This is a genomic window from Zhongshania aliphaticivorans, assembly GCF_902705855.1.
Taxonomy (GTDB): Bacteria; Pseudomonadota; Gammaproteobacteria; order Pseudomonadales; family Spongiibacteraceae; genus Spongiibacter; species Spongiibacter aliphaticivorans_B.
Genome location: NZ_CACSIJ010000013.1, coordinates 97,141 through 121,359, shown reverse-complemented (window position 1 = coordinate 121,359; position 24,219 = coordinate 97,141). Strand labels below are relative to the sequence as shown.

Sequence of the window (24,219 nt, the reverse complement as noted above, 5' to 3'; positions counted from 1 at the left end):
TTTTATTTAGACCATATATTGCGTTAATTACGAAATAGTTATTCATTTATATAACAATAGCCGCATAAATATCGCCACATATCACTTGAGAGACCAGTAATAGCAGCTAATATCTAAATAGTGCCAATTAACAAGAGTGAGAATCACAGTGAGCGCAGAACTAAACAAACAAGATATTGGCATTCTTACAATTCTTCAATCAGATGCCAGTAAGTCATCTAGTGACGTGGCCGACTTGGTTGGTATGTCGCAATCCCCCTGCTGGCGGCGTATTAACCGCATTGAACAAGACGGTGTGATTCAGAAGAAAGTAGCGCTACTAGACCGTCACGCCCTAGGAATGGATTTAGTGGTGTTCGCAACGATTAACCTAACCACCTCGGGCCGCCAAAACTTAGAGGAATTTGAGCAGTCAGTTGAAAATTTTGACGAGGTGATGGAGTGCTACACCATGACGGGGATTTGGGATTACATGCTTAAAATTATTGTGAAGGATATTCGCAACTACGAAAGCTTTGTGCGTGATCGTTTACTCTGCCTACCGATGATTCGAGAAATTCACTCACACATCGCCGTAACTGAAATCAAGAACACCACCGAGCTGCCATTAAAAACCCAGCTTTGACGCAACACGCTCTTTACGAAGAAAGAGTAGTCACCACAGCATTTATTTATCAAAAAATTTGGGAGAAAAAAGAAGACTTAGGCGAATGAAGGTGGCACGTCCCTGTGCCCCCTCATACACCGACGCGGTGGTCGACCTATGAGATGGCGAGCAGCGATATTACTCATGCACACGAAGACACCAGTAATACCCAAGAACAATTTCAATAAAAAGTGTTATGGCTCTATGCAGGAATGTAATGGAGTTACTACCTCAATACATCCCCCCATTTAAGGGGGGGAGTGTATTAACCATTGTGGAAATAGTGTTAGGCGATGATCCCTGAAATATCCACTGACACATCAACCACCCAGCAGCCCTCTTCAAGCTGAATATTAAGCTGCCCGTTCAATTCCATGATGCGCTGGCGCATAATTGACAACCCGCGACCGTCAGCACCGCCTTCTATCACCGATCCATCGTTCTTGATCGAAAGACACAAACAAGCTTCGCTCAAATCAATCGCTATAGCCACATACGTCGGCGACGCGTGACGTAGGGCATTAGAAACCGCCTCACGTGCAATGCGCTGCAATTGATGCTGCGATTCTGGCGTTAGCAGACTAAGTGGATATTCACCGCTTTGCTGCCATATCAACTCAACATCAGCGCTTTGACAGCGCTCTTCAAACTCCACTCTCCATGCAGCTAACATTTGTGAAAGACTACGAGGTGGTATATCTAGCGCCTCAAGCAACAAGCGCAAATCCTTTATTGCTTCACGCACCAAAGGCCGCTCACTATCAGCACTGCGGTGCAGTAAGGTGAGCAATCTTGCTCCCAAATCGTCATGAATATCACGACGAATACGATCTCGCTCAGCGAAACGACCTTCCTCCCTCGCCTCAACAGCAGATATCGCCACTTTAAACTGCGCCTGCAGCAATTCAATAATGGCGATATCCCCACGATTAAATAGACCGCGACCTTTTTCAGGCATCGTCAATTCTATGGAGTGATTTTCGTTAAAAACACCACTGACAGCTAAGACCTGCCCACCGTCTCGAATCTCACTATGCTCGAGCATTTTGTCTAGCGGAGAAATACTGAGAGGCGAAAATATATCTTCTAATAGCCGTATCCAAAGCAGGCGTAGCTCACCGACTTCGCGAATGTCGACAAACAGGGGAATGCTACTGTGCAAAATCTTCTGCAAATTCCGCGTCGGCACACTCACAAAGCGTGTCCAAAACCACTGCCTCAAGGGAAAATAAATCCAGCCTACCGTGGCTAACGCCAAAGATAAGGCCGCTGTCTCACCTAGAGCAGGAATGGACACCAAAGCCAAATCAACCAAGATGACGGCAATACCGCCGAGCAGCCAACTCCAAATTTCGAACCACCATCGTTCGATATCAAATAGTCGGTAACGTAATAGCCCCAAAGCAATACCGGCATACATCAACAAAAAGACCGCAAACAGAACCGACTGTGGCAGGAGTAACTCCTTCCCCAATGCAGCAGGAATAAGCTGAAAGCCTGCGAATAACCCCGTCCCTAAAAATATCGCCAGCAAAAACCATAGTAGTGCAGCGCGTTCTAGCGGCTTGTGGCGAGTGTAAAACCACTGGGTAGCGGCAAATACAATCGCTGCCAAATATATCAGCAAGGTATATATATAGGCGTCAGATGCCCCAGAGCCTATCTGAAAAAATACGGTTACCGCGCCGGCGACACCCGCTGCAAAACTAAGATAAACGGCGGGAAAACGCCCTAAACGCTGGGGGTAATACCAAAGCAAAGACGCTAAAGCAGAAGAAAATAAAATTGCGTTAGAGCTATTGGTATTAGACAGATAACGAAATAATTGCCCGTCTATTAGCAAACTGCGCGTGCTGTAAACAGAGGCCGTAACTATGGCGATGGTTAAACAAAACCCCGTCAAGGCGTATAAACTCGTTGCCTTGCTTGGCTGTGCGGCCCACACCACACCACCAATTAACCAAACCCCCGTCGCCACCAATAGCTGAAACCAAAAATCCCAGGGTAGATCTGCAATATGACGGTCGCGAATCAATACCGTATTCGATTCACCACCCACACTCATAAACTGTAAAATCCCTGACTTTGCCTCTTTACCCAAAAGGGTATGCGCATACATCAAACGGTTAAAATCAGTAAACGTTTCGATAATGTCTGGTTCGGGAATAAGCAATAAAGGTTCGGCTTCAATGTCGCCGGCACTGCTTATGAAGTGGCTGATGGCAATGGCGTCTTTGCCTTGTTCTTGATAGATGAGGCGATCCTCATCGGCGTAAAAATGGCCACTCGTCTCAGGTAAATTTATACTAAGATAGAATGCGGCGCCTAATAGCAGTACAAGTAGGCTTAAAACAAAGCCAATGCGAAGCTGTAAATTCATGGTTTCTCTTTTTGCTTTTATCGCCTCACCCGCGAATAGGGGATGTGCGCAGTAGATATATTCAGGCACTATTATTGTTTATATTCCATACAGATAAAAGACGGCGAGGCAGGATTGACCCTCTATCAAAATATACTAATCGTTGAAGACCTACCGGACGTAGCGGACTGGCTCTACCGCGTATGTGCTGACTGTTTTGAAGGGGCCGACATTCGCACCGCGAACTCTATTAGCAGCGCCAAATCATCAATTAGCGACTGGGTGCCGCAGTTAGCCTTATTAGATATTGGCCTACCAGATGGCTCAGGCATAGGCATCATGGCCGATATTTTTACGATTAACCCCAGCTGCCAATGTGTCATTACCACCATTTTCGACGATTCAAATCACCTGTTTGACGCACTCAAGGCCGGCGCGACAGGCTATTTACTCAAAGACGAAACCGAAGCTGTGTTCACCACCCGTCTTAAAGGCATTCTCGAAGGCCAACCACCGCTGTCACCCAGTATTGCACGTAGAATGCTGAGCTTTTTTCAGCCTCAAAAGGCCACTCCCGAAGCAGAGATTACACCCCGCGAAAAAGAAGTACTCACGCTAATTGCACACGGCTACAGCGTGCGTAGCACCGCTGAATCACTATCACTTAGTCACCATACCGTGGCCAGCTACGTAAAAGAAATTTACCGCAAGCTACAAATAAATTCGCGGGCGGAGGCCACTTTAAAAGCGATGGAGCTGGGGCTAATTAGTCGAAATAAGTAAGGGATGCTATACCCCATTAACACTTTTCGCTAAGTACACGAGTCAGGCGATCAATATTCTGCTCATTCGCGGAGCCAACCCGCTGCTTGACAGCTTGCGCAGTTTCGGCGTCGTCAAAAAACTGCTCCCACGTCAACTGCGTACCGTCACTAACAGAAGTTAGCGTAATTGTAAGCCGGAAGTGTGGCGGGCAATCATGATGAATTACAACTTTGGTATCAGGCACAAGCTCCTCAAAAAAGCTTTCATTAAGATAACTTTTGCCGTCAGGGCCGTGCATCTGAAACTTCCAGCGACCGCCTGAAGTAAACTCAAAAATCTCGAAAGTATTAGAAAAACCGTCAGGTCCCCACCACCTAGAAAGTAAATCAGCAGACGCAAAGGCCCCGTATATTTCTTTAGGTGAGAATGGCAAAGTTCTAGAAGAGCGCAGTGTTCTTTCTTTAGTCATAACGATAACTCCAGAGTAACTATGATTCCTGCTGCGCAAGATGTCATTCCACCGGCTCGACAGACATCAAGGGCCATATTTTGTTTCGGAGCCTTATACGAACCTTTGCCCCACGACGTATTATTTTGTATCTCTAACCGTATCTGCTCGAACTACCAACGCAGTTACCAAGGATGAAATATACGCCTTCCCTTCTCCTATTCTTATGCCTCTTTGTCCGCAAAAAAATATCGGCACAGACGTCGGCAGCAGGCCGCCTTAATATATCGTTAAACTGAAATATATCTAGCCACTTTTGCCGCAGAAACGAAGTGAAGAAGTTTGTAAATTAAGTATTTTATCCTGACTATCTTTAATACTAGCTAGAAAGATTTTCTTAAAGAAAGCCTTTCTAGCTAGATTTTGCGATGAGGAAATTACTACGCCCTTACAACAACAAGCGCCGTATATCAGTTAACAGCTCACCCATATAACTAAAGAACTGCCCAGCATCAACACCATTTAAAGCGCGGTGATCGTATGACAATGACACCGGCAACATTTTAGCAGGAACAAACTCACTGCCATTCCACAGTGGTTTCACAGCTAGTTTAGACACCCCCATAATCGCCACTTCTGGCGCGTTTATAATTGGGGTAAAGCCGGTGCCTCCAATATTGCCAAGGCTTGAAATAGTAAAACAGCCGCCCTGCATATCGGCGGGCTTGAGTTTACGATCCTTCGCTTTCTGCGCTAACTCGGCAGATTCTGCGGCAAGCTCCCACAGCGATTTTTTATCTACATCGCGAATCACTGGCACCACCAAACCCGCAGGGGTGTCTACAGCGATACCAATATTGACATACCTTTTAAAGACTATGTTTTCGCCATCACTACTCAGCGAGGCATTAAACTTAGGATAGGTACGCAACGCGAGTGCCGCCGCTTTCAGTAAGAATGGCAATGGCGTAAGCTTAACGCCGCGCTGCTCGCTTTCTTTCTTAACACTGGCGCGGAAGTCTTCCAGCTCGCTAATGTCTACTTCATCAAACTGTGTCACATGAGGCAAGTTCACCCAGCTACGATGCATATTTGCCGCAGTTAATTTATGCAGTTTGGTCATCGGCTGAACGTCAATTTCACCAAACTGGCTGAAGTCGACCTCTGGAATGGCAGGAATACCCGAGCCAACCGTCGCCGTTTTACCCGTCGCTAGATCTTTTACAAATTGCTGCAGATCTTCTTTAACGATTCGATTCCGTGGCCCAGTACCTGTTACCTGCTCTAGCTCGACACCAAATTCCCTTGCCAATTTGCGCACCGCTGGCCCCGCATACACGCCGGCGTGGCTAACAACGGAGGGAACAAAGGGTTCAGCTACCTTGCTCGCCGCAGGGGCAGATTTTTCTGGCACCGGAGCGGGTTTCTCTGGCGCTTTTTCTGGCGCCGTGTCTGCCGCATCAATATTGGTTTCAGACTCTTCCGCAGTAGTTTGATATTCAATTTCTGCAATAGCCGTACCCTGCTTCGCATTGTCGCCGGTCTTAATCGCCACCGACACAATTTTACCGCTATAGGGTGAAGGCACTTCCATTGAGGCTTTGTCAGACTCCAATACAATCAGCGAATCACCTTCGCCAACCTCGTCGCCCTCCGCAATACAAACCTCAATAACCTCAATGCCATCGCTAGCGCCGATGTCTGGCACTTCGATCATTTCACGTTTCAGGCCGCCAGCAGCGGGCTTTTCACTTTTCGCCGGCGCAGCTGTTGATGGTGCCGCTTCTTGCTCGGCTTCCGCCGCAGATGTCACTTCCGCCTCTGATTTTTCTTCCACAGCAGCTTCTGAGGACGCCTCACCCTCTACTTCTATTTCAAGAATGACGTCGTCTTCACTTACCGTGCTGCCTTCTTTAATGCTAATACTTAGCACTTTACCGGCCTTTGGCGATGGGATTTCCATAGACGCTTTATCAGACTCTAATACCACCAACGAGTCTTCTTTGGCGACGATATCACCCACCTTGACACAGACCTCAATGACATCAACTTCACCGCCACCTAGGTCAGGAATTTTTACCGTTTCTTTTGCCACAAAAAAATCCTTCTAAACTATTAGCGATAAAGTGGATTCGATTTATCCACATCTAAATCAAAAGCCTTAATTGCTTTTGTCACTTCGCTTGCAGCGAGCTGTCCATCGTCGGCCAAGGCTTTTAATGCCGCAACAACAATGTACTGGCGGTCTACTTCAAAGTGCTGGCGCAGTTTGGCGCGGGTGTCTGAACGGCCATAACCGTCTGTACCCAGCACCACGTAGCGCGCCTCAATATAAGGCCGCAACTGCTCACCATAGGACTTAATATAGTCTGTTGCACAAATAACCGGTCCCTGCTTGCCGCGCAACTGCTCAGTCACATACGGCACGCGAGCGTCACTTTCTGGATGCATCATATTCCAGCGTTCGCAATCCAAACCGTCGCGGCGCAACAGGTTAATACTGGTCGCACTCCAAATATCGGCCTCTACTTTGTAATCAGATTTTAGAATTACTGCCGCCGCTTCTACTTCGCGCAAAATGGTGCCAGAGCCCATTAGCTGCACTTTTAGTTTTGGCTTTTTAACCTCCGATGGCGCAAGACAATACAAGCCCTTTATGATGCCTTCTACACAGCCCTCTGGCATATCGGGATGGGCGTAATTTTCGTTCATTACGGTTACGTAGTAATAAACGTTTTCCTTGTCTTGATACATGCGCCGCATACCGTCTTGAATAATTACGGCTAGCTCGTGGGAGTAGGTTGGGTCATATGAAATACAGTTTGGAATCATATTTGCCATCAAATGGCTATGACCGTCTTGATGCTGCAAGCCCTCACCGTTCAGAGTAGTGCGACCGGCAGTAGCGCCAATCAAGAAGCCCCGCGCCTGCGAATCACCCGCCGCCCAAGCAAGATCCATAATCCGCTGAAAACCAAACATTGAATAGAAAATGTAAAACGGAATCATCGGGTAATGATGGTTGCTATAGGAGGTCGCCGCCGCCAACCACGCAGAAAATGCACCAGCCTCGGTAATCCCCTCTTCGAGAATTTGGCCCTGCTTGTCTTCTTTGTAATACATGATTTGATCAGAGTCGTGCGGTGTATAACGCTGACCCTGAGAGGAGTAAATACCTAGCTGACGGAACATCCCCTCCATACCGAAGGTACGAGCTTCATCCGGCACAATTGGTACGATGCGAGAACCTACTTCCTTGTCTTTCACCAAGCTAGACAGCATGCGAACAAAAGCCATCGTCGATGAAATTTCACGCTTGCCGGTGGCTTTTAACTGGGCACTAAATGTATCTAAGCTTGGTGTTGTTACAGCTTCAAACTCCGCCTGACGAGCCGGTAAGTAACCGCCTAGCTTTTCACGGCGCTTGCGCATATAGACCATTTCTGGGCTATCTTCTGCAGGGCGATAATACGGCACCGACTTTAAATTATCGTCGCTGATTGGCACACCGAAGCGGTCGCGGAATTTTTTCAGTTCTTCTAAATCGAGCTTTTTAACCGAGTGCGCTTCATTTTGCGCTTCGCCACCCTCGCCCAAGCCATAACCTTTCACGGTCATGGCTAGTATCACAGTCGGACGATCTTTGGTTTCCATCGCCTGGGCATAGGCTGCGTAAACTTTGTATGGGTCGTGACCGCCGCGATTGAGATACATAATATCTTCGTCAGACAGGTCTTTTACCAGCTCTAGCAGCTCTGGATATTTACCAAAGAAATGTTTACGGGTATACGCACCACCATTGGCTTTATAGTTTTGTAGCTCGCCATCAACCACTTCATTCATTCGGCGACGCAATAAGCCGGTGGTATCTTTTTCTAATAATTTATCCCAGTGTCGACCCCAAATAACTTTGACGACATTCCAGCCAGCACCACGGAAAACACCTTCCAGCTCCTGAATGATTTTGCCGTTGCCACGCACCGGCCCATCCAGCCGCTGCAAATTACAGTTAACAACAAAAATTAAATTATCTAATCTTTCACGCCCCGCCAAGGCGATAGATCCCAGTGATTCTGGCTCGTCACTCTCGCCATCCCCCATAAAGCACCACACCTTACGGTCGCCGTGATCAACCAAACCGCGGCTTTGTTGGTACTTCATTACGTGTGCTTGGTATATCGCCTGAATCGGCCCCAGCCCCATACTCACCGTAGGGAACTGCCAGTAATCTGGCATTAACCAAGGATGTGGATACGACGACAAACCATTGCCGTCGACTTCGCGGCGGAAGTTATCTAGCTGAGTTTCATCAATACGCCCCTCAAGATAGGAGCGCGCATACATACCCGGCGAGCTATGGCCTTGGTAGTAGATTAAATCGGCCTTTTCGCCGCCACGGAAGAAATAGTTAAAGCCCACATCATACAAGGTTGCGGAGGACGAAAAGCTCGAAATATGACCGCCCAAGCCCTCGTTATTATCGTTGGCGCGCATCACCATCGCCAAGGCATTCCAGCGAATCATCGAGCGAATTTTACGTTCCATAAACAAATCGCCTGGCATACGGCGTTCGTTATTCGGTTCGATGGTATTGCGGAATGAGGTGGTAATTGCAGAGGGAAGCTCGGTGCCGGCACGTGTTGCGTGCTTGGCCAGTCTTTTCATCAAAAATGCAGTGCGCGCCCGACCACCATTTTTTAATACGCCATCGAGGGCTTCTAGCCACTCTTGGGTTTCTTGGGGATCTAAGTCTTCACGCAAATCATGGTCTTGATACATACACAGTCCTTTACCAATACAGTGGGCTGTCCAGACCAGCAAGCATTGAGCTTGGATGTGTTCCGCTTACAACTGACTCACCGGAGAGCGATCAGCTCCGGGTGCTTGGAATCAGCCTGTGAGTGACGGTTATCACCTGGCCTAGTTGGGCAAAACGCGAGCCTTTTGAGCCTACGAACACCCGAATACAGGAATTTTTACCTACGCCCAAGATCTGGTTTACAGATTTGGGCGACGGAAATTCTCACAGCTTTTTATGCATAAATCAACTAAATGAAACTATTTTTTATATGAATAAACTATTACAACATCATCATAGAATGCATCAAAAACAATGGCTTACACCCTGTAAGCCATTATCTTCAAATTACTCAAAGCGATAAGCGGGTAAGCCGGCCTTAAACTTAGCAGGCTCGCCACTCGCCTTTCCAGCAGGAATCGACTCTGGCCATTTACCTGCGTTATACACCAGCAAAGCGCGCTGCTTGTCCGCCGCAAAATCGCGCTGGGTCGCCGCAAGCCAGTCGCTGTAGCTCAAACCTTCTAAAGCCTCGACCAGTAATTCTCGGCTATTAAACTTGGGGTAGTCGTCCAGCAAATCCTGCCAGTGGCGGGCGGCGGCGTCCCATAAATTTTCTGGCTGCTCCGCAAGACGTAGCAACAAGCTAGCCTTATGCTTATTAAAACTTGCTTCGTCTACACCTGTGGCTAGCCACTGCTGAATATATGCATTGATCTCGCCCTGAACCGCGGCGGGATCAAGCACCGGTGACTGCACCAAAAAGATCATACCGGCAACTTCACGCTGAGGATAAACACTGGCGCTAACGACATAACCCAACTGTTTTTCAGTACGTAATTTATGATAGAAATCCGCGCTCATCATCTGCGCTGTTAGGCCCATTGCCACCCGCGCCTCCATGCCCTTAACCGCACTTTGCACATATAAGAGCACCGCGCTGTCGTCATGCTCCGCAGCAATTTTTCGCACCGACGTTCCTGCAGTCAATTGCGTCACAAACTGCGCCGGCGACCGTGTGTCTACTGCATTTGGCAGCGCTGTCGTGACCACCTCAGTCAGAGCCTTGGCGTCAGCCTCGTTAAAGTTGCCATCTACCAGCATACGTAAATGCAGATTTTTCATCACTGATTTCACATGCTCGGCAACGGCGGCCATATCAGCAGCCTGAGTAGCGTCCTCGTGCTCCACCAAACCCGGTGTCTCGCTATTCAACATGCGGGGTAATTCAGCAACCACCTGCTGATAAGGTGATTGACGACGAGCATTCTCAAACTGACGAAGGCGTTGCGCCTTCAATCTTGAAAAGCGACTTTGCTGCCATTCTGGGGCTTTCAATACCGCCAATAACTCACCCAGTAATTCGCCCTGCTTCTGATTGAAGCCACCAACGCTGATTTGAATACCGCGCCAACCTACCGACACGTCAAAATCTAAACCTGCTAACTGGGCGGGATATGCCAGTTCATTAAGCTGATCTTTCACCATGCGCAGCCATAAATCACTTTTTGCGCGGTGCTCTGCGTCCGCCACGGCGTCATCAGATTCGAGTAACAAATACACTCGCCCCTTCGGCAATTCAAATACATCGTCGGTATTCAGCCACAACTCAATCGGCGCACTGGCCAATAGCTTAGGCGCAGATTCTCCGCCAGTTTTGAGGCTAAAATCAGAGGCGACAAAGTTATTCTTTACCGGCAAGCCAAGACCTGCGGTGTCGCTTTTGGTCAAGGCACTTAATTGCTCGGTGCTGACTTCACGCTGGCCGTAATTAACTTGATAGCGAGCAATCTCGGCATCGACACTCACATCCGGTGCCACCAAGCTGATGTAGCTATTTTCTGGCGTCATCACCGCTAAAAATTCTTTTAACACGTCAGGCCGATAGTCATCCATCAAATACGGCCCACGCAGTAACTCTTGGGCAGGAAATTTCTGCAACGCCATAGACAGCTGCACCACTTCATTGATCGGTGCATTTTGGGCCCTAAACATAAACTGCTGTTTGGCTAAACCCGCCTGCTCCTCAAAACGCCACGCATCAATGCCGCTGCCACGTAACTGAGCAATGCTCTCGTATATCAAGCCAACGATCTCATCTACATGCTTGAGACCAGTGTCAGTTAAGGAAACATCAACACCAAACAGTGCACCGCCCTGATAATCAAAGCTCTGCCCTGCGCTCAAGCTGTCTGCCCAACCCCGCGCTTTAAGCACCGACAGCAAGCTGCCACCGCCTTCATGACCGAGAATATTGCCGATGTAGTTCAAGGGCTTGCTGCGCCAGTATTGCTCCGCATCCGGCACCGGAAAGTTAACTGACAAGGAGCGTCGATTTTGCACAGGCTGAATATTTATCCAACGAGGTAAATCACCAACTTTAAATAGGGGCACATCGATAGCTGCCAAATCGCGACTGCGGTTTTTAACAACACTGAATTTAGGTCGTACAAGAGCCTCTAAATCAGCTAGGGACTCACGACCAATTACCGTCAGCGTCATGATATTGGCGGAGTAATTCTTACGATAAAAACTCAGCAACTGCTCCCGCAGTGCAGCCTCTTCGCTGCTGTGCAAGGTATCGAGATTACCTACCGAAAATTTGGCGAAAGGATGTTCTTGATTTAGCTGTGACTTAAACACCGCCAACTCTCGGCGCTGATCGTCGCGTATACGAGCGCGATACTCTGAGTTCACCGCATTCACTTCACGCTGCACATACTCTGCGTTAAACAGTGGCCCCACAAAAAACTGGGCAAATTGATCCAGTGCCGGCTCTAAAGAATCGGCGCTAATATCAAAAAAGTAATTGGTGTGCTCAAAACTGGTGAAGGCGTTATGACTGCCACCATGGGCAGTGATATATGCCTGATAGGCACCAGCCTCTGGATATTTTTCTGTACCCAAAAACAACATGTGCTCTAAAAAGTGCGCCAAGCCTTGATAATCTTTGGGGTCTTGGCGGCTACCCACATTAACATCTAAGGATGCGGCGGCTTTGTCGGCCCCCGCATCTGAAATCAGCATAACCCGCAGGCCATTTTCAAGCTCTAAATAGCGATATTCACGCTGGTCACTGACGGGTTTTAATACTTCTTCGCTAGCATCGCCTAAATTCAACCAACTGCAGGCTGCCAACTGAAAAATGAGGACAAACAAAGCCACTGATTTCAAATATTTCACAAACCTTCCTTCACCACGTTGAATGTTTTTTCTCTATTATTCGTCGGCCAGCATATCCGTCGCGTTCTCTCCCGCCACTTTGGGGCGCGGCCACGCATATAAAATTGCCTTCACTAGGGTTGCCAATGGGATAGCAAAAAACACCCCCCAAATCCCCCAAAAACCACCAAAGACTAATACCGCAACAATAATCGCCACAGGATGCATATTCACTGCTTCTGAAAACAACAGCGGCACCAAGACATTGCCGTCGAGTCCTTGAATCACGCTGTAGACAATAAACAGGGTGAAAAACTCCCCTCCCCAGCCCCATTGAATAAAGCCCACAAGTAATACCGGCAGCGTAACCACCGCCGCGCCAATATAGGGAATAACCACCGAAAGCCCAACCGCCAAAGCCAGCAAGGCTGAATAGTTCAAGCCAATCACAATAAAGGCGACATAAGAAACAAAACCGACTATGACAATCTCTACCGCTTTACCGCGAACATAGTTGGCAACCTGAACATTCATTTCCGCCCAAACGGCGCTTAATAAGGGCCGCCGTCCAGGTAAAAAACTCGCCAGCCAAGACAGTATGGCCTCTTTATCTTTCAAAAAGAAAAACACCAGAATCGGGATAAGGATGATGTTAATAATCAAACCAACAACATTCGGAAGCTGCGCAATAGAAAATGACAGCAAATACTGCCCAACCGAGCCTAATTCTTTGCTGGCGAGGGCCATCCAGTCACGAATTTGCTGCTCGGTAAACATTTCTGAGCGCTGTGGGAGCAATAGTAAAAGCTGCTGAAGCTTACGCAGCATGGTGGGTAATTCTTGAAAAAGGTTCGTCAACTGCTGCCAAACCAGCGGCAGCAGAACAACTAAAACGCCAAAGAAAATACTGACAAAAACCAAGTAAGTAATTGCAATCGTCAGCCAGCGGGACATGCCCATATTACTGAGGCGAGCAATAATACCTTGCATCATAAACGCCAAGACAATGCTGGCAACAATGGGCACCAACACATTACCCAGCGTCACCATTAGCAAAAAACACGCGCCAATCAACAGCAGCAATACCACGGTTTCTTCTTCTGCGAACAGGCGGTCAAACCATGAACGAACAATACCCAGCATAACTGAGATTCCTATAAGGTTGGTGACGTGAGTCGGGCAGTGTTACTTCTTTTCAAAGAGATAGCGATAGATGCCAGCGTTATCTTCGCTCAATAGCAAAGTATTGCCGCTTTGCTTGGCAAATACCTCAAAATCCCGCACAGAACCGGCATCGGTCGCTAACACTTCAAGTACTTCGCCACTGGCCATACGATTTAAGGCCTGCTTTGCTTTTAATAGCGGCAGCGGGCAATCTAGGCCTGCGGCATCCAAAAAGACATTAATATCAGTCATAGTTTCCGTATCAAAACGATAAAATAATGAGGCCTGCTAAAATTCAAGCACGTCTAAAGCCAATGCCCAAGCGCCGTTGGCCCCTAGTATAGCCTGCGACGTCGAGCGCCCCAAGGGATCACGTCGCAGCCTAACTTGAACAATAATTTACACCTACATAAGCAAGCACTTTTAATGAATAAGAAGGTCATAGGCTAAGCGCTCTAGTATGATTAAAGACCGCACTATTTTCGCGATGCAAGGTATATAAGATTGACTGTGTTTAAACAACTGCTCGGTATTGGTTTATTACTCACTGCAGGCATTAGCCTCGCAGACAACAGCCCATCCACTAATTTACCTGACCTTGGGGACGTGACTGCATCGCGCTACTCGGCTCAACAAGAGCACGACTTGGGCAGGATGTGGCTCAAAATGTTCCGCAATAGTGTAAAAACCATCGATGATCCGCTAATGCAGGATTATATTGAATCGCTGCTTTATCGCTTGGTATCTAACAGTGAATTAAAAGATCGACGTTTGGAAACCGTCGTTGTCGATAACCCGACGATCAATGCCTTTGCTGTACCGGGTGGCGTCATCGGCGTACACAGCGGCTTATTCCTAAACACCGACAACGAATCTCAGCTCGCCGGCGTACTCGCCCACGAGATAGCCCACATTAGCCAACGCCATTTCACCCGCTCATTAGACAAGTCCGCGCAAAATACCATACCGACTCTAGCGGGGTTGCTCGCTGGCGTGGTGCTTGCCGCTACTGCCGGGGCAGATGCCGGCATAGCCGCCATTACTGCAACGCAGGCCGCAGCGCTAGACAGTCAATTGCGTTTCAGCCGTCAAAATGAGCAAGAAGCGGATCGGCTAGGCATGGAAACCTTGGCTAAAACTGGCCTGGACCCTAACGGCGTGCCAAGCATGTTCGAAAACATGGGCAAAAACCTACGCTACGCCCGCTCTAAACCCCCTGAGTTTTTACTAACTCACCCGCTGACCGATAGCCGCGTCGCCGACAGCAAAAACCGCGCTCGTCAATATCCGCGTAAGGTCTATACCGACAACCTCAATTATCAGCTGATGAAAATGCGCGCCACGCTGTTTCACAGCAATAACGCCGAAGATCAACTTAAAAACTGGTCCGGCAGCTCTGGAGTTAACGGTGAAGCCCATCGCTACGGCGTGGTGATTGCCCTAATCAAGCTAGAGCGCTGGGATGAAGCCCGCGAAAAGCTCGCCCCCCTGCTAAAAGACGACGGCGGCCGCATTGCCTATCGCATTGCCGAAGCGGACATACTCATTGGCAAGAAAGAATACGACAAGGCCATCGCCATGCTCAGCAAACAACTGGCGATTAGCCCCGGCAACAACCCCTATACAATGAAACTGGCCGACGCCTTGCAAGACGCCAATCGCTACGATGAAGCTGACCAGCTATTGAGCAAGCAGTCTCAGCGTCGCCCCGACGACCCGCATCTTTGGTATCGCCTAGCCGAAGTGCGTGGTTTAGCAGGGAATATTCTAGGCGTACACCTTGCCCGCGCGGAGTACTTTATTCTTGTTGGCCAATTTGAGCGAGCCAAGCAACAGCTGCGCTATGGTTACGACCGCACCGGCAGCAATCATATTGAGCAAAGCCGAATCAGAAAGCGGCTAAAGGACATTGCCGATATGGAAGAAAAATTGAAGCAGTTATAAATTCATGCTTGAAATAAAAACGCCGCTAAATTAGCGGCGTTTTTATTTCAATATACGTCACACGATTAACGCTTACCCGCCGCAAAATCAAGCATGCGCGTTAATGGTTTCATGGCCTCTAAGCCTAATGCAGGATCAACAAACACCTCGATTGTCCCGCTTTCAAGCACTGCGGCCAAATTATCTAAGGCATTCATCGCCATCCACGGGCAGTTTGCACAGCTACGACAGGTTGCACCGCTACCCGCAGTGGGCGCAATAAGAAATTCCTTATCTGGCACCTGTTGCTGGAGCTTATAAAAAATCCCTTGATCTGTTGCGACGATCATCTGCTTATTCGGCAGGTCACGGGCGGCATTAATAATTTGAGTTGTCGAACCCACCATATCTGCCAAGGCAACCACACTTGCGGGAGACTCTGGATGCACCAATACCGCCGCATCTGGGTAGACCTTTTTCAGATCAAGAATACCTTGGGCTTTAAATTCTTCGTGAACAATACAGGCGCCATCCCATAGCAATACATCAGCGCCGGTCTCTCTGCGAACGTAATCACCCAAATGCTTGTCGGGGGCCCAGAGTATTTTTTGCCCTTCGCCGTCTAGGTAATCCACCACGTCTAAAGCAATACTAGAAGTCACCACCCAATCTGCACGGGCTTTTACTGCGGCTGAGGTGTTTGCATAAACCACGACGGTGCGGTCGGGGTGCTCGTCGCAAAATGCAGAAAACTCATCGATTGGGCAACCAATATCTAAAGAGCAGGTGGCCTCTAAAGTCGGCATTAATACGCGCTTTTCAGGGGACAATATCTTAGCGGTTTCGCCCATAAATTTAACGCCTGCCACCACCAGCGTCGAGGCATCATGATCGCGCCCAAAGCGCGCCATTTCTAAAGAGTCAGATACACAACCACCCGTCTCCTCAGCAAGAGCCTGAATTTCGGGGTCAGTGTAATAATGCGCCACTAAGACCGCATTGCGCTCAACAAGCAGACGCTTAATTTTTTCACGCAAGGCCGCCCGCTCTTCTGCAGGAACTTTGGGCTGCTCATGCAACTGCGCCAAATGTTCGCGAACCACCTGTTGCGCTGAAGCTTGTTCCGCCATAACTCTATCTCTTTGTCACGGATACTGGGGTCGCGCAGTTTAACAGAATTGCTAGAAGCAATCCCAGCGCTTAGCTCCTTACCAAGAACCGCTATCTAGCAAAGTGAAAAATAACTGCTGTTAAAAAATCACATTCATACCTATCGAAAAAATCATTCAGACATTCAAACCCCATAACAAGAAATAAAACATATAAATTTCAACACCTTATAAAATATCATCGGGTATCTTCAGCGTTACCTGCTCCCCTAAACTTAAGTGAACAACTGTTGACAAAAGATTATGACAAGCCTATTGTGCACAAACGTTCACTAAAGACTGATTCCGACGTGAGCCAGTACACAAATTTTCAGAAATAAAGGAAAGGATATGAGCCGCGCCACAACAACAGCCCGCAGTGCTTGGCGTCGTATCGTCGACACACCGCTAATCAATGCACTCGCCGCGCCACACGGTATTGGTCGCTACCTTGAAGTCATCAACCCTATGTGGTCGCTGGATAACACTCGTATTCCAGCGCGTATCACCAGCATCACGCGGGAAACTGACGACTCAGTTAGTATCGAACTATCGCCCAACGGTGAGTGGACACATTTTCAAGCCGGTCAATTTATTCAAGTGCACGTCGAAATAGACGGTCGCCAGCACAATCGCTGCTATTCCCTCAGCCGCAGTGCCTATACACGCAAACCGCGTATCACCGTTAAAGATCATCATGACGGGTTTATCTCGCACTATCTCAACACCCAGCTAAAAGTGGGCGACCGCATTGCGATTTCGCTAGCGCAGGGTGATTTCGTACTGCCCGCTCAAATCCCCACTGCGCTGCTATTTATTGCTGGAGGCAGCGGCATTACACCCATAATGGCCATGATAGACACCCTGCTTGAACATCAACACAGCGGAGTAATCACCCTCCTCTATTACAGCCGCGATTGTAATAGCTGTATTTTTAGAGAGCGCTTAGAAGAATTAGCTCTGCAGCATCTCAACTTTTCCTTGTTAATGGTTTACAGCAGAAATGATTCCCAAGCAAAGCACGCATTACAGGGCCATTTTAATCAGCAACATCTTCTGAAAGCATTAAGCCTTAACCCTGCATTAGTAGAACAAACAAGATCCCTTACGATACCCCTTAGCTATGTATGCGGGCCGGAGCAATTAATTAATGCGGTGCAGTCCGAGTACGAACTATTGGGTCTTAAAGACAAATTACACAGCGAGCGCTTCAAGGCGGCAACTGCGGTGCATCTCCATGGTGAAGCCGGTGGCGACATTGCATTTAATCAAAGCCAATCGATGGTGACCAACGATGGCCGCAGCCTATTGGAGCAAGCCGAAGATGCTGGCCTAAGCCCCCAGTCTGGCTGCCGAATGGGGATTTGTCATACCTGTAGCTGTTTAAAAACCAGCGGCAGTGTTCGCAATATCAGCACGGGGGAGATTAGTCACGGCGAAGAACATATTCGCTTGTGTATTTCACAGCCACTTGGCGATGTCAGCCTGTCGCTGTAGTGATCCACACCAGCCACCCACACAAACACTAGCACCTCTTTTTGGAGAAAGGCTATGAAACAACATACATTAAGCGCCGAACAACTCGACTCTTTCGGCGAAGAGATAGGCGCCATAAAACAACAGGCACTGAGTCAGCGCGGCACCAGAGACGCAAACTATATCAAGCGTATTGTCGCATTTCAGCGCGGGCTCGCAATAAGTTCTAGAATCAGCATATATGCTGCCCTGCCGTTTTTACCGTCACTTGGCCTAGCATTGGCAAGTTGGCCCATGTTTTGGTTACTCATCTGCGCCGGTAGTATTGGGCTTGGAATTGCCAAAATTCTCGACAATATGGAAATTGGCCACAATATTATTCACGGTCAATATGACTGGATGGGCGATCCACGCTTTCATTCTAAATTCTATGATTGGGACACCAATTGCCCGAGTGAACAATGGGCACATTCCCATAATTACGAACATCACACCTACACCAATATATTGGGTAAAGACCGCGATATTGGCTATGGCATTCTACGTATGGATCCTGCACAGAAATGGCATCCCACATATTTAGGCAATCCAATTCATGCAACATTGCTAATGCTATTTTTCGATATGGGCGTGGCATTGCACGATGTAGAAGTGGACAGCCTGCGTTCAGGCAGAAAAACATTTCGTGAAACCTGGCCCAAACTAAAACAATCCTTGGGTAAAACCGCGCAAATTTGGGGAAAAGACTTCATTCTATTTCCCGCCCTTGCTGGCCCACTATTCCCTATTGTTATGGCCGCGAATGCGGTAGCAAATATCATTAGAAATATCTGGACCTTCACCATTATTTTCTGCGGACACTTCCCCGCAGAAGTCCATACCTTCCCCGCCCATGTATGTGAAAACGAGACTCAAGGTCATTGGTATTACCGCCAACTACTTGGCTCTGCAAACATCGAGGGCGGCAAGCTCTTTCATATCATGAGCGGAAACTTGTCTCACCAGATCGAACACCATCTGTTTCCCGATGTTCCTGCGCACCGCTACGCTGAAATGGCGCTAGAAGTACGCAAGGTCTGCAATAAATACGATATTCCATATAACACCGGCCCACTGTGGAGCCAGTACGCTTCGGTTTGGGCAAAAATATTCAAACTGGCCTTACCGCCCCGTGGCTCTCAAACGTCGATCACCGCGTAATAGCAATACCATCCCACCACATCCTTCGCTGGCCACATCCAGCGAGGGCTTGTAAACTTGCTTACTATATTCTGAGCAGCGCGACTGACATCCCGAACCGTGAACTTAGTGGGATTTCCCCTCAATACGCGATGCGATAATTCCCGACCAAGGTTAAGCAACTCTATGAGTCGTCCACAAAAGCGTCATCGCAGCCACGGCGATACCCTCATCAATACACGGCAGGCACTGCTCGAGGCCGTACTAGAATTGATCAACCGCGATAAGAGTTTCGACGGCATCAGCCTGCGTGAAGTAACCCGCGAAATTGGAATTACCCCCGGCGCGTTTTACCGGCACTTTCCCGACATGGATAGCCTAGGCCTCGAATTAGTTACCTCATCCTTCAGCACGCTACGCGCCATGCTCATTACGGTGCGGGCCAACCCCATACCTGAAGAGCTCATTATTCGCCGCTCGGTAGAAACCTTTGTCACTTATGTGCGCGCACATCGGCGCCAGTTTCAGTTTATTAGTAGAGAGGCTTCTGGCGGCGTAGCGGTCATCCGCAATGCGATTAACGCTGAGTTCAAACAACTTGAAGTCGAACTCGCTAGCGATTTGGCCAGATTGGTAAGTAGCGATAATTGGAGCGAAGAAGACTTACAAATGTTGGCGAGTTTGATGATCGGCTCAATGATCCAAATCGTCACTCAACAGCTAATGGGCAGGCCGCGTGGTGAAGACGATGCCGAGCTAATTAAAAAAGCAGAAAAGCAACTCCGACTCATTGCACTTGGCGCAAATGCCTGGCACAGCAAAGAGATGAATAATGACGCTTGACCAAGATCCGCAACTATTAATAGATGCCGTAAATCAAGTTATGCCTTTCGGAAAATACAAGGGAAGGAAATTATTAGAACTGCCAGAACCCTATTTAGTGTGGTTTCACAAACAGGGATTTCCGGCAGGTAAACTCGGCGATCAATTAGCACTGATGTATGAGATAAAACTCAATGGCCTAGAAAACATGTTAAGGCCATTGCTACGCTAAATATCTTTATTACAAACCCAGCAGCGGCGAATTTAATAAGGGGATTGACGGAATGATGGTCAAGCCTTCTGAAATAATCGTACCGCCGCCAAGAATAAAATCGCCGGTCGACAGTGGGNCGTTCATCAACACACCCAGTATGGGCACTAACTGCACCTTCAAAGGCCCACCTAAGCTAAGTACGATATCTACCGGATTTCGCCCGCTCAGCAATATATCGCTGCCCGCATTAAAAAACGCGCCGCCACTCGCAAGCGAACTTGGCAATAGGCCCAAACTACTAATAGGGGCATAAAGTACCGCGCCAGGGCCGTCACTAAGGGACAACAAATTCGCCAACTCCACCTGTGAGAATGCTTTTGTGCTAAGCAATGGCAGTGCTACCAGCAATGCTGCTGCGACTATAGATTTAGAAAATATAAAGTTCAGTTTCATATGTATTTCCTTTTTATTCTAAAAATTAAAAAAGCGGAGGACGCGCCGTCCACACATCCTCCGCAAGGGTGATTGCTAAGTTCAGAACAAGGTATCGAAATCCCACTTCAATTTCAGGCCATAGGTACGTGGTGGCGCCAAAGTCACTGTGCGACCAAAGTCCTGCTGCACCATTGCTTGGGTATAATCTTTGTCTTTCGCGTTATTAACAAAGGCCGTTAACTGCAAGCCAAGGGGATCATAAAAGTACGAAATCCGTCCCGCCCAAGTTTCATATTGATCTTGTTCAAAGTGAGGCGATGCCTGCGGAGTCGTGTTGTAGCCCCCGTTGTAGTAATAATCCACACCGAACTCAAGATTACCCAGCTCACCAAGGCTCAAGAATTGGTTAGCCGACACACTTGAACTAAAGCGCGGTGTTCTCACAATACGGTTTCCGCTAAAGTCGCGCGCTGGATCGCCTGTCAAACTATCGTCACCAAAATATAAGCCGGTGTCGTCATCAAAGCCGGCGCCGTTTTTATAATCGGTATAGAAAGCGTCAAGGTAAGTAGCGCCGCCACTAAATACTAAGCCCGGGTTGAGATCCGCCATCGGCTGCCATTGGAAGTCAATTTCAGCACCCTCTATTTCAGCGGTACCCGCGTTTTTAAAGCTGACTATGCCGCCAGACGGAATAGCAACAAGAGCAGTGAGTAAGCCGTCAATTTTGGTTTTAAATACTGCCCCGTTAAGACGTAGGGTGCTATCAAACAAATCCGATTTAAAGCCAATCTCAAAGGCAGTTGCCTCTTCTTTATCTACCGGATCAGGGTTGGTAAAGAAGTTAACAATATTGTAGGTCGGACTTTTATAGCCGCGCTGCGCAGAGGCAAATATCTGTAAATTATCTGATGGAAAGAACTGTATTGCGATACGCGGCGAAACCGTTTTTTCCTCAAGATCAGGGGCTTCAAAATCTGAAATACGAACATTTTGCGAACGATCACCCGACTTATAATACTCATTTGGCGGGTCACCGGCAGTTGGCAACACCACGTCTAAATAGCTATTGGTAATGCCACGCACTTCTTCTTGATAACGCACACCAGCGGTAACATTAAACCAGTCCGTGGTAAACCACGTTGCCTGCGCGTAAGCAGAGTTAGACTCTGTGGTAAGAATACCGCCATTACCAAGCACAACATCCGGCGTTGAATTGAGTATCGGCCCTAAGATCGGCGCTAAAAGATTCGGCAAGCCGACCAGATTAAAAGCCAAGCCAGTTGGATTCAGCGTGAGATACAAACTCCCAAAACCGCCCTCTCCCTCTAAGCGATATAAGCCGGCAACCCACTGCAGATCCTCTGACAACCAAGTATCTTCATTTGATAAAACTTGTAACTCATAGGTCTTTTGATCATTGAACTGGTCAGCACTGTAAAAATAGGCCTCCGCCTGCTCTGTGGAATCTAGGTCGTAATGCGCCTCGTCAACAACAGCGTAGTTCTCTGAATAAATGAATTTCACATCTACTGGGCCAGGGTGCCATTCAAATATGCCACCATATAACTCGTTCATAGTTGAGTTACCGCCGAGGTCATTATTGTGCCAAACGCGATCTGGCTCATCGGCTTCGACGCCGGCGAGTAGGACTGGTGATGGACGGGTGTTTTCTTGAGACAGGGAGTTACTGGTGAACTGATTGCCATAAGCCGCAATTAAAGTGACGGCGAAGCTATCTAAGGGATCCCAGCGCATTTTAACGCGGGCACCTTCGGCAAACTCATCTCTCATTGGGCCCGGCTCGCCAAATACTTCATTACGACCATATAAATCTTGCGAGCTATTAAATAACGAAACGGTTAACCCCAAGGTATCGGTCACTGGCAAGCCCAAATATAGCTGGCTAGCCTTGGCGTTGTAATTGCCGATTTCCGTTTTTAAATAACCCGTAAACTCTTCTGGCGGATCTTCCGTAATGATACTAATCGCACCGCCGGTGGCATTGCGACCAAACAGTGTACCTTGTGGCCCTTTCAAGACCTCTACACGTTTTACCGCGCCCAAGGTGTCTTGCTTACCCTGACTCGGGCCAATATTCATACCATCAATGTAGGTGGCTATACTTGGATCAGCATTGGGTAGAAATGCATCTGTACCAATGCCGCGCAAGTAAATTACGGTGTAGCCGTAGGCGTAGGTAAACGTCAGGCCAGGAGTAATTTTTTGTAGATCTGCCGTCGAATCCACACCCATAGCATCTAGCTTTTCGCCGCTAAAAGCACTAATCATTATAGGAATATCTTGAGAATCTTCTTCACGCTTTTGAGCCGTGACCATGACCTCCTCAATTAGACGACTTCCCTGACCAGCCGCTAGCACCGTAGTCGGAATGGACATCGCCGCGCCACCACCAATAGCCAAGGCCATCATTCGATAAAGGTAATTCATGTTTTACACACCATTATTATCTATTTTTATTAAGCAGCGACGCAGGCTTTTATTCACACCTGCTTAGCACTGCCACTTCCAGGTCTATTTTTTTTAAGTTCTTTTTACTAATGCTGCACCGAAAACCACTGCTGCACCAAAGTCTGCCAATGCCAATACCAGTAGCGCAGAAGATACTCCCTGCATATAGCCAAACAGCAACCATCCGCCAGCAAATAACTTCACCAGAAAACTAATGAACACCAGATCTCTGCTATCGGCAATCCGTAATCTAAGTAAAGAAAAGCCGAGCCCCAGCACACCAGCAATACCAACAAAGGTATTTAGGGCTGTCTTCGCCGAGCCGACATAGAAATCAACATCGCCAAAGGAAAGTACTAGACTGATCACATACTCGTTAAGGCATGGAACTGCCAAGAGTAGAAACAAGCCCACATCCGACACATAGAAACTACGGTGACTAGGCAGCATTGTTAGTAAACGCCTTGTAAGCTACCGTGGTATTCATAAAGTCACGGAACCACAGCCACTTCCCATCTTTGCAAGTGATAACGTGAACAAATGGCGACTTAATTTCATTGCCGTTAATCTTCGTCGTTAAGCGCAAGTGCCCCACAACAATGACTTTGTCGTTTTCACAAATAAACTCGTCGGCTTCAAATACATGAATATCAACCGAGGAAAGCACGGTTCTAAAAAATTCCCGGCATTCGGTTAACCCGTTATAATCTCCGGCGTAGGGTATTTCGCTAGGCCCATAGAATTCGATGTGGGCGTCTTCATGCAGCAACTCAACGATGCCATCTACGTCATGGCTACCAAATCGAAAAAAAACCTCCTTGGTTAAAGCCAGATTCGCTTCTTCAAGTTTCTTTGCTTCTGTATCACTCATTATTATTCCCCTATTCGGATTGAGCTATTGTGATTTTTAAGGTCTTCATTTTCTCTTTAAGGCTAAGCTGGCACAGAAGACGACTACCGTCGCGAACATGTAATAAGCCATCTAATACATCCCGTTCACTTTCATCGCAATCTGACAAATACATCGCGTCGCTCGCATCTGTGTAGATATGGCAAGTTGCGCAAGAACAACATCCCCCACATAAAGCGTCTATTTTCATTTCATCACCAAGCTGTGTGAAAAGGTCAGAAAATTCCTCCACACTATACTCAGCTACATCGCCTGCTCTATCCGTTACTATTACTTGCACAAGAAATGCCTTACTTCC

The 24,219-nt window shown here is 47.9% G+C and carries 19 protein-coding genes; 7 read left to right on the top strand and 12 right to left on the bottom strand.

The window, feature by feature from the left end; all coding sequences use genetic code 11:
• The first annotated feature begins 148 nt into the window (after positions 1-148).
• Positions 149-625: an Lrp/AsnC family transcriptional regulator gene (locus GVJ32_RS10210; protein WP_159239962.1), complete on the top strand. Its 477-nt coding sequence runs from the start codon at positions 149-151 to the stop codon at positions 623-625.
• Between the two features lie 307 nt (positions 626-932).
• On the opposite strand, the gene GVJ32_RS10205 is transcribed toward GVJ32_RS10210, so the two are convergent.
• Positions 933-3,026, bottom strand: coding sequence for a sensor histidine kinase (locus tag GVJ32_RS10205; protein WP_159239961.1), 2,094 nt, complete (start codon positions 3,024-3,026; stop codon positions 933-935).
• A 114-nt stretch (positions 3,027-3,140) separates the two neighbouring features.
• On the opposite strand from GVJ32_RS10205, the gene GVJ32_RS10200 reads away from it, so the two are divergent.
• On the top strand, positions 3,141-3,788 hold the full coding sequence (locus GVJ32_RS10200) for a response regulator transcription factor (protein ID WP_159239960.1): 648 nt from the start codon (positions 3,141-3,143) through the stop codon (positions 3,786-3,788).
• Between the two features lie 16 nt (positions 3,789-3,804).
• Here the strand turns inward: GVJ32_RS10200 and GVJ32_RS10195 are convergent, their stop codons facing one another.
• The 6 genes from GVJ32_RS10195 to GVJ32_RS10170 all read right to left on the bottom strand — a co-directional run bounded on the left by GVJ32_RS10195 (position 3,805) and on the right by GVJ32_RS10170 (position 13,594).
• Positions 3,805-4,239, bottom strand: a complete 435-nt coding sequence (locus tag GVJ32_RS10195; RefSeq protein ID WP_159239959.1) for an SRPBCC domain-containing protein — start codon at positions 4,237-4,239, stop codon at positions 3,805-3,807.
• A gap of 427 nt (positions 4,240-4,666) precedes the next feature.
• Positions 4,667-6,313: a dihydrolipoyllysine-residue acetyltransferase gene (locus tag GVJ32_RS10190; protein ID WP_159239958.1), complete on the bottom strand. Its 1,647-nt coding sequence runs from the start codon at positions 6,311-6,313 to the stop codon at positions 4,667-4,669.
• Positions 6,314-6,333: 20 nt separating this feature from the next.
• Positions 6,334-8,979 (bottom strand): pyruvate dehydrogenase (acetyl-transferring), homodimeric type, encoded by a 2,646-nt coding sequence (gene aceE / locus GVJ32_RS10185; RefSeq protein WP_159240331.1) that lies wholly within the window; start codon positions 8,977-8,979, stop codon positions 6,334-6,336.
• Positions 8,980-9,364: 385 nt separating this feature from the next.
• A complete protein-coding gene (locus GVJ32_RS10180; protein ID WP_159239957.1) occupies positions 9,365-12,199 on the bottom strand; it encodes an insulinase family protein in 2,835 nt (944 codons plus the stop codon).
• A 36-nt stretch (positions 12,200-12,235) separates the two neighbouring features.
• Entirely contained in the window at positions 12,236-13,321 is a 1,086-nt protein-coding gene (locus GVJ32_RS10175; RefSeq protein ID WP_159239956.1) for an AI-2E family transporter, read from the bottom strand.
• Between the two features lie 42 nt (positions 13,322-13,363).
• A complete protein-coding gene (locus tag GVJ32_RS10170; RefSeq protein WP_159239955.1) occupies positions 13,364-13,594 on the bottom strand; it encodes a sulfurtransferase TusA family protein in 231 nt (76 codons plus the stop codon).
• A gap of 258 nt (positions 13,595-13,852) precedes the next feature.
• On the opposite strand from GVJ32_RS10170, the gene GVJ32_RS10165 reads away from it, so the two are divergent.
• Positions 13,853-15,286 carry a M48 family metalloprotease gene (locus GVJ32_RS10165; RefSeq protein WP_235035121.1) on the top strand — a complete coding sequence of 478 codons (1,434 nt, stop codon included), beginning with the start codon at positions 13,853-13,855 and terminating at the stop codon, positions 15,284-15,286.
• Between the two features lie 65 nt (positions 15,287-15,351).
• Here GVJ32_RS10165 and nadA read toward each other — a convergent pair whose 3' ends face one another.
• Complete coding sequence (gene nadA, locus GVJ32_RS10160; protein ID WP_159239953.1) at positions 15,352-16,395, bottom strand: quinolinate synthase NadA; 1,044 nt, start codon at positions 16,393-16,395, stop codon at positions 15,352-15,354.
• A 369-nt stretch (positions 16,396-16,764) separates the two neighbouring features.
• Between nadA and GVJ32_RS10155 the strand changes: the two genes are divergently transcribed.
• The 4 genes from GVJ32_RS10155 to GVJ32_RS10140 all read left to right on the top strand — a co-directional run bounded on the left by GVJ32_RS10155 (position 16,765) and on the right by GVJ32_RS10140 (position 20,122).
• Positions 16,765-17,910: a ferredoxin reductase gene (locus GVJ32_RS10155; protein ID WP_159239952.1), complete on the top strand. Its 1,146-nt coding sequence runs from the start codon at positions 16,765-16,767 to the stop codon at positions 17,908-17,910.
• 54 nt (positions 17,911-17,964) lie between these two features.
• Entirely contained in the window at positions 17,965-19,089 is a 1,125-nt protein-coding gene (locus GVJ32_RS10150; protein WP_159239951.1) for a fatty acid desaturase family protein, read from the top strand.
• Positions 19,090-19,254: 165 nt separating this feature from the next.
• Complete coding sequence (locus GVJ32_RS10145) at positions 19,255-19,911, top strand: TetR family transcriptional regulator (protein WP_159239950.1); 657 nt, start codon at positions 19,255-19,257, stop codon at positions 19,909-19,911.
• Positions 19,901-20,122, top strand: coding sequence for a DUF3820 family protein (locus GVJ32_RS10140; protein ID WP_159239949.1), 222 nt, complete (start codon positions 19,901-19,903; stop codon positions 20,120-20,122). The genes GVJ32_RS10145 and GVJ32_RS10140 overlap by 11 nt, the downstream gene beginning before the upstream one ends.
• 516 nt (positions 20,123-20,638) lie before the next feature.
• Here the strand turns inward: GVJ32_RS10140 and GVJ32_RS10130 are convergent.
• The 4 genes from GVJ32_RS10130 to GVJ32_RS10115 all read right to left on the bottom strand — a co-directional run bounded on the left by GVJ32_RS10130 (position 20,639) and on the right by GVJ32_RS10115 (position 24,201).
• Positions 20,639-22,990, bottom strand: a complete 2,352-nt coding sequence (locus GVJ32_RS10130; RefSeq protein ID WP_159239947.1) for a TonB-dependent receptor — start codon at positions 22,988-22,990, stop codon at positions 20,639-20,641.
• 93 nt (positions 22,991-23,083) lie between these two features.
• On the bottom strand, positions 23,084-23,461 hold the full coding sequence (locus GVJ32_RS10125; protein WP_159239946.1) for a hypothetical protein: 378 nt from the start codon (positions 23,459-23,461) through the stop codon (positions 23,084-23,086).
• Positions 23,451-23,882, bottom strand: coding sequence for a nuclear transport factor 2 family protein (locus GVJ32_RS10120; RefSeq protein WP_159239945.1), 432 nt, complete (start codon positions 23,880-23,882; stop codon positions 23,451-23,453). The genes GVJ32_RS10125 and GVJ32_RS10120 overlap by 11 nt, the downstream gene beginning before the upstream one ends.
• Before the next feature lie 10 nt (positions 23,883-23,892).
• Positions 23,893-24,201: a ferredoxin gene (locus GVJ32_RS10115; protein WP_159239944.1), complete on the bottom strand. Its 309-nt coding sequence runs from the start codon at positions 24,199-24,201 to the stop codon at positions 23,893-23,895.
• Positions 24,202-24,219 lie beyond the last annotated feature (18 nt).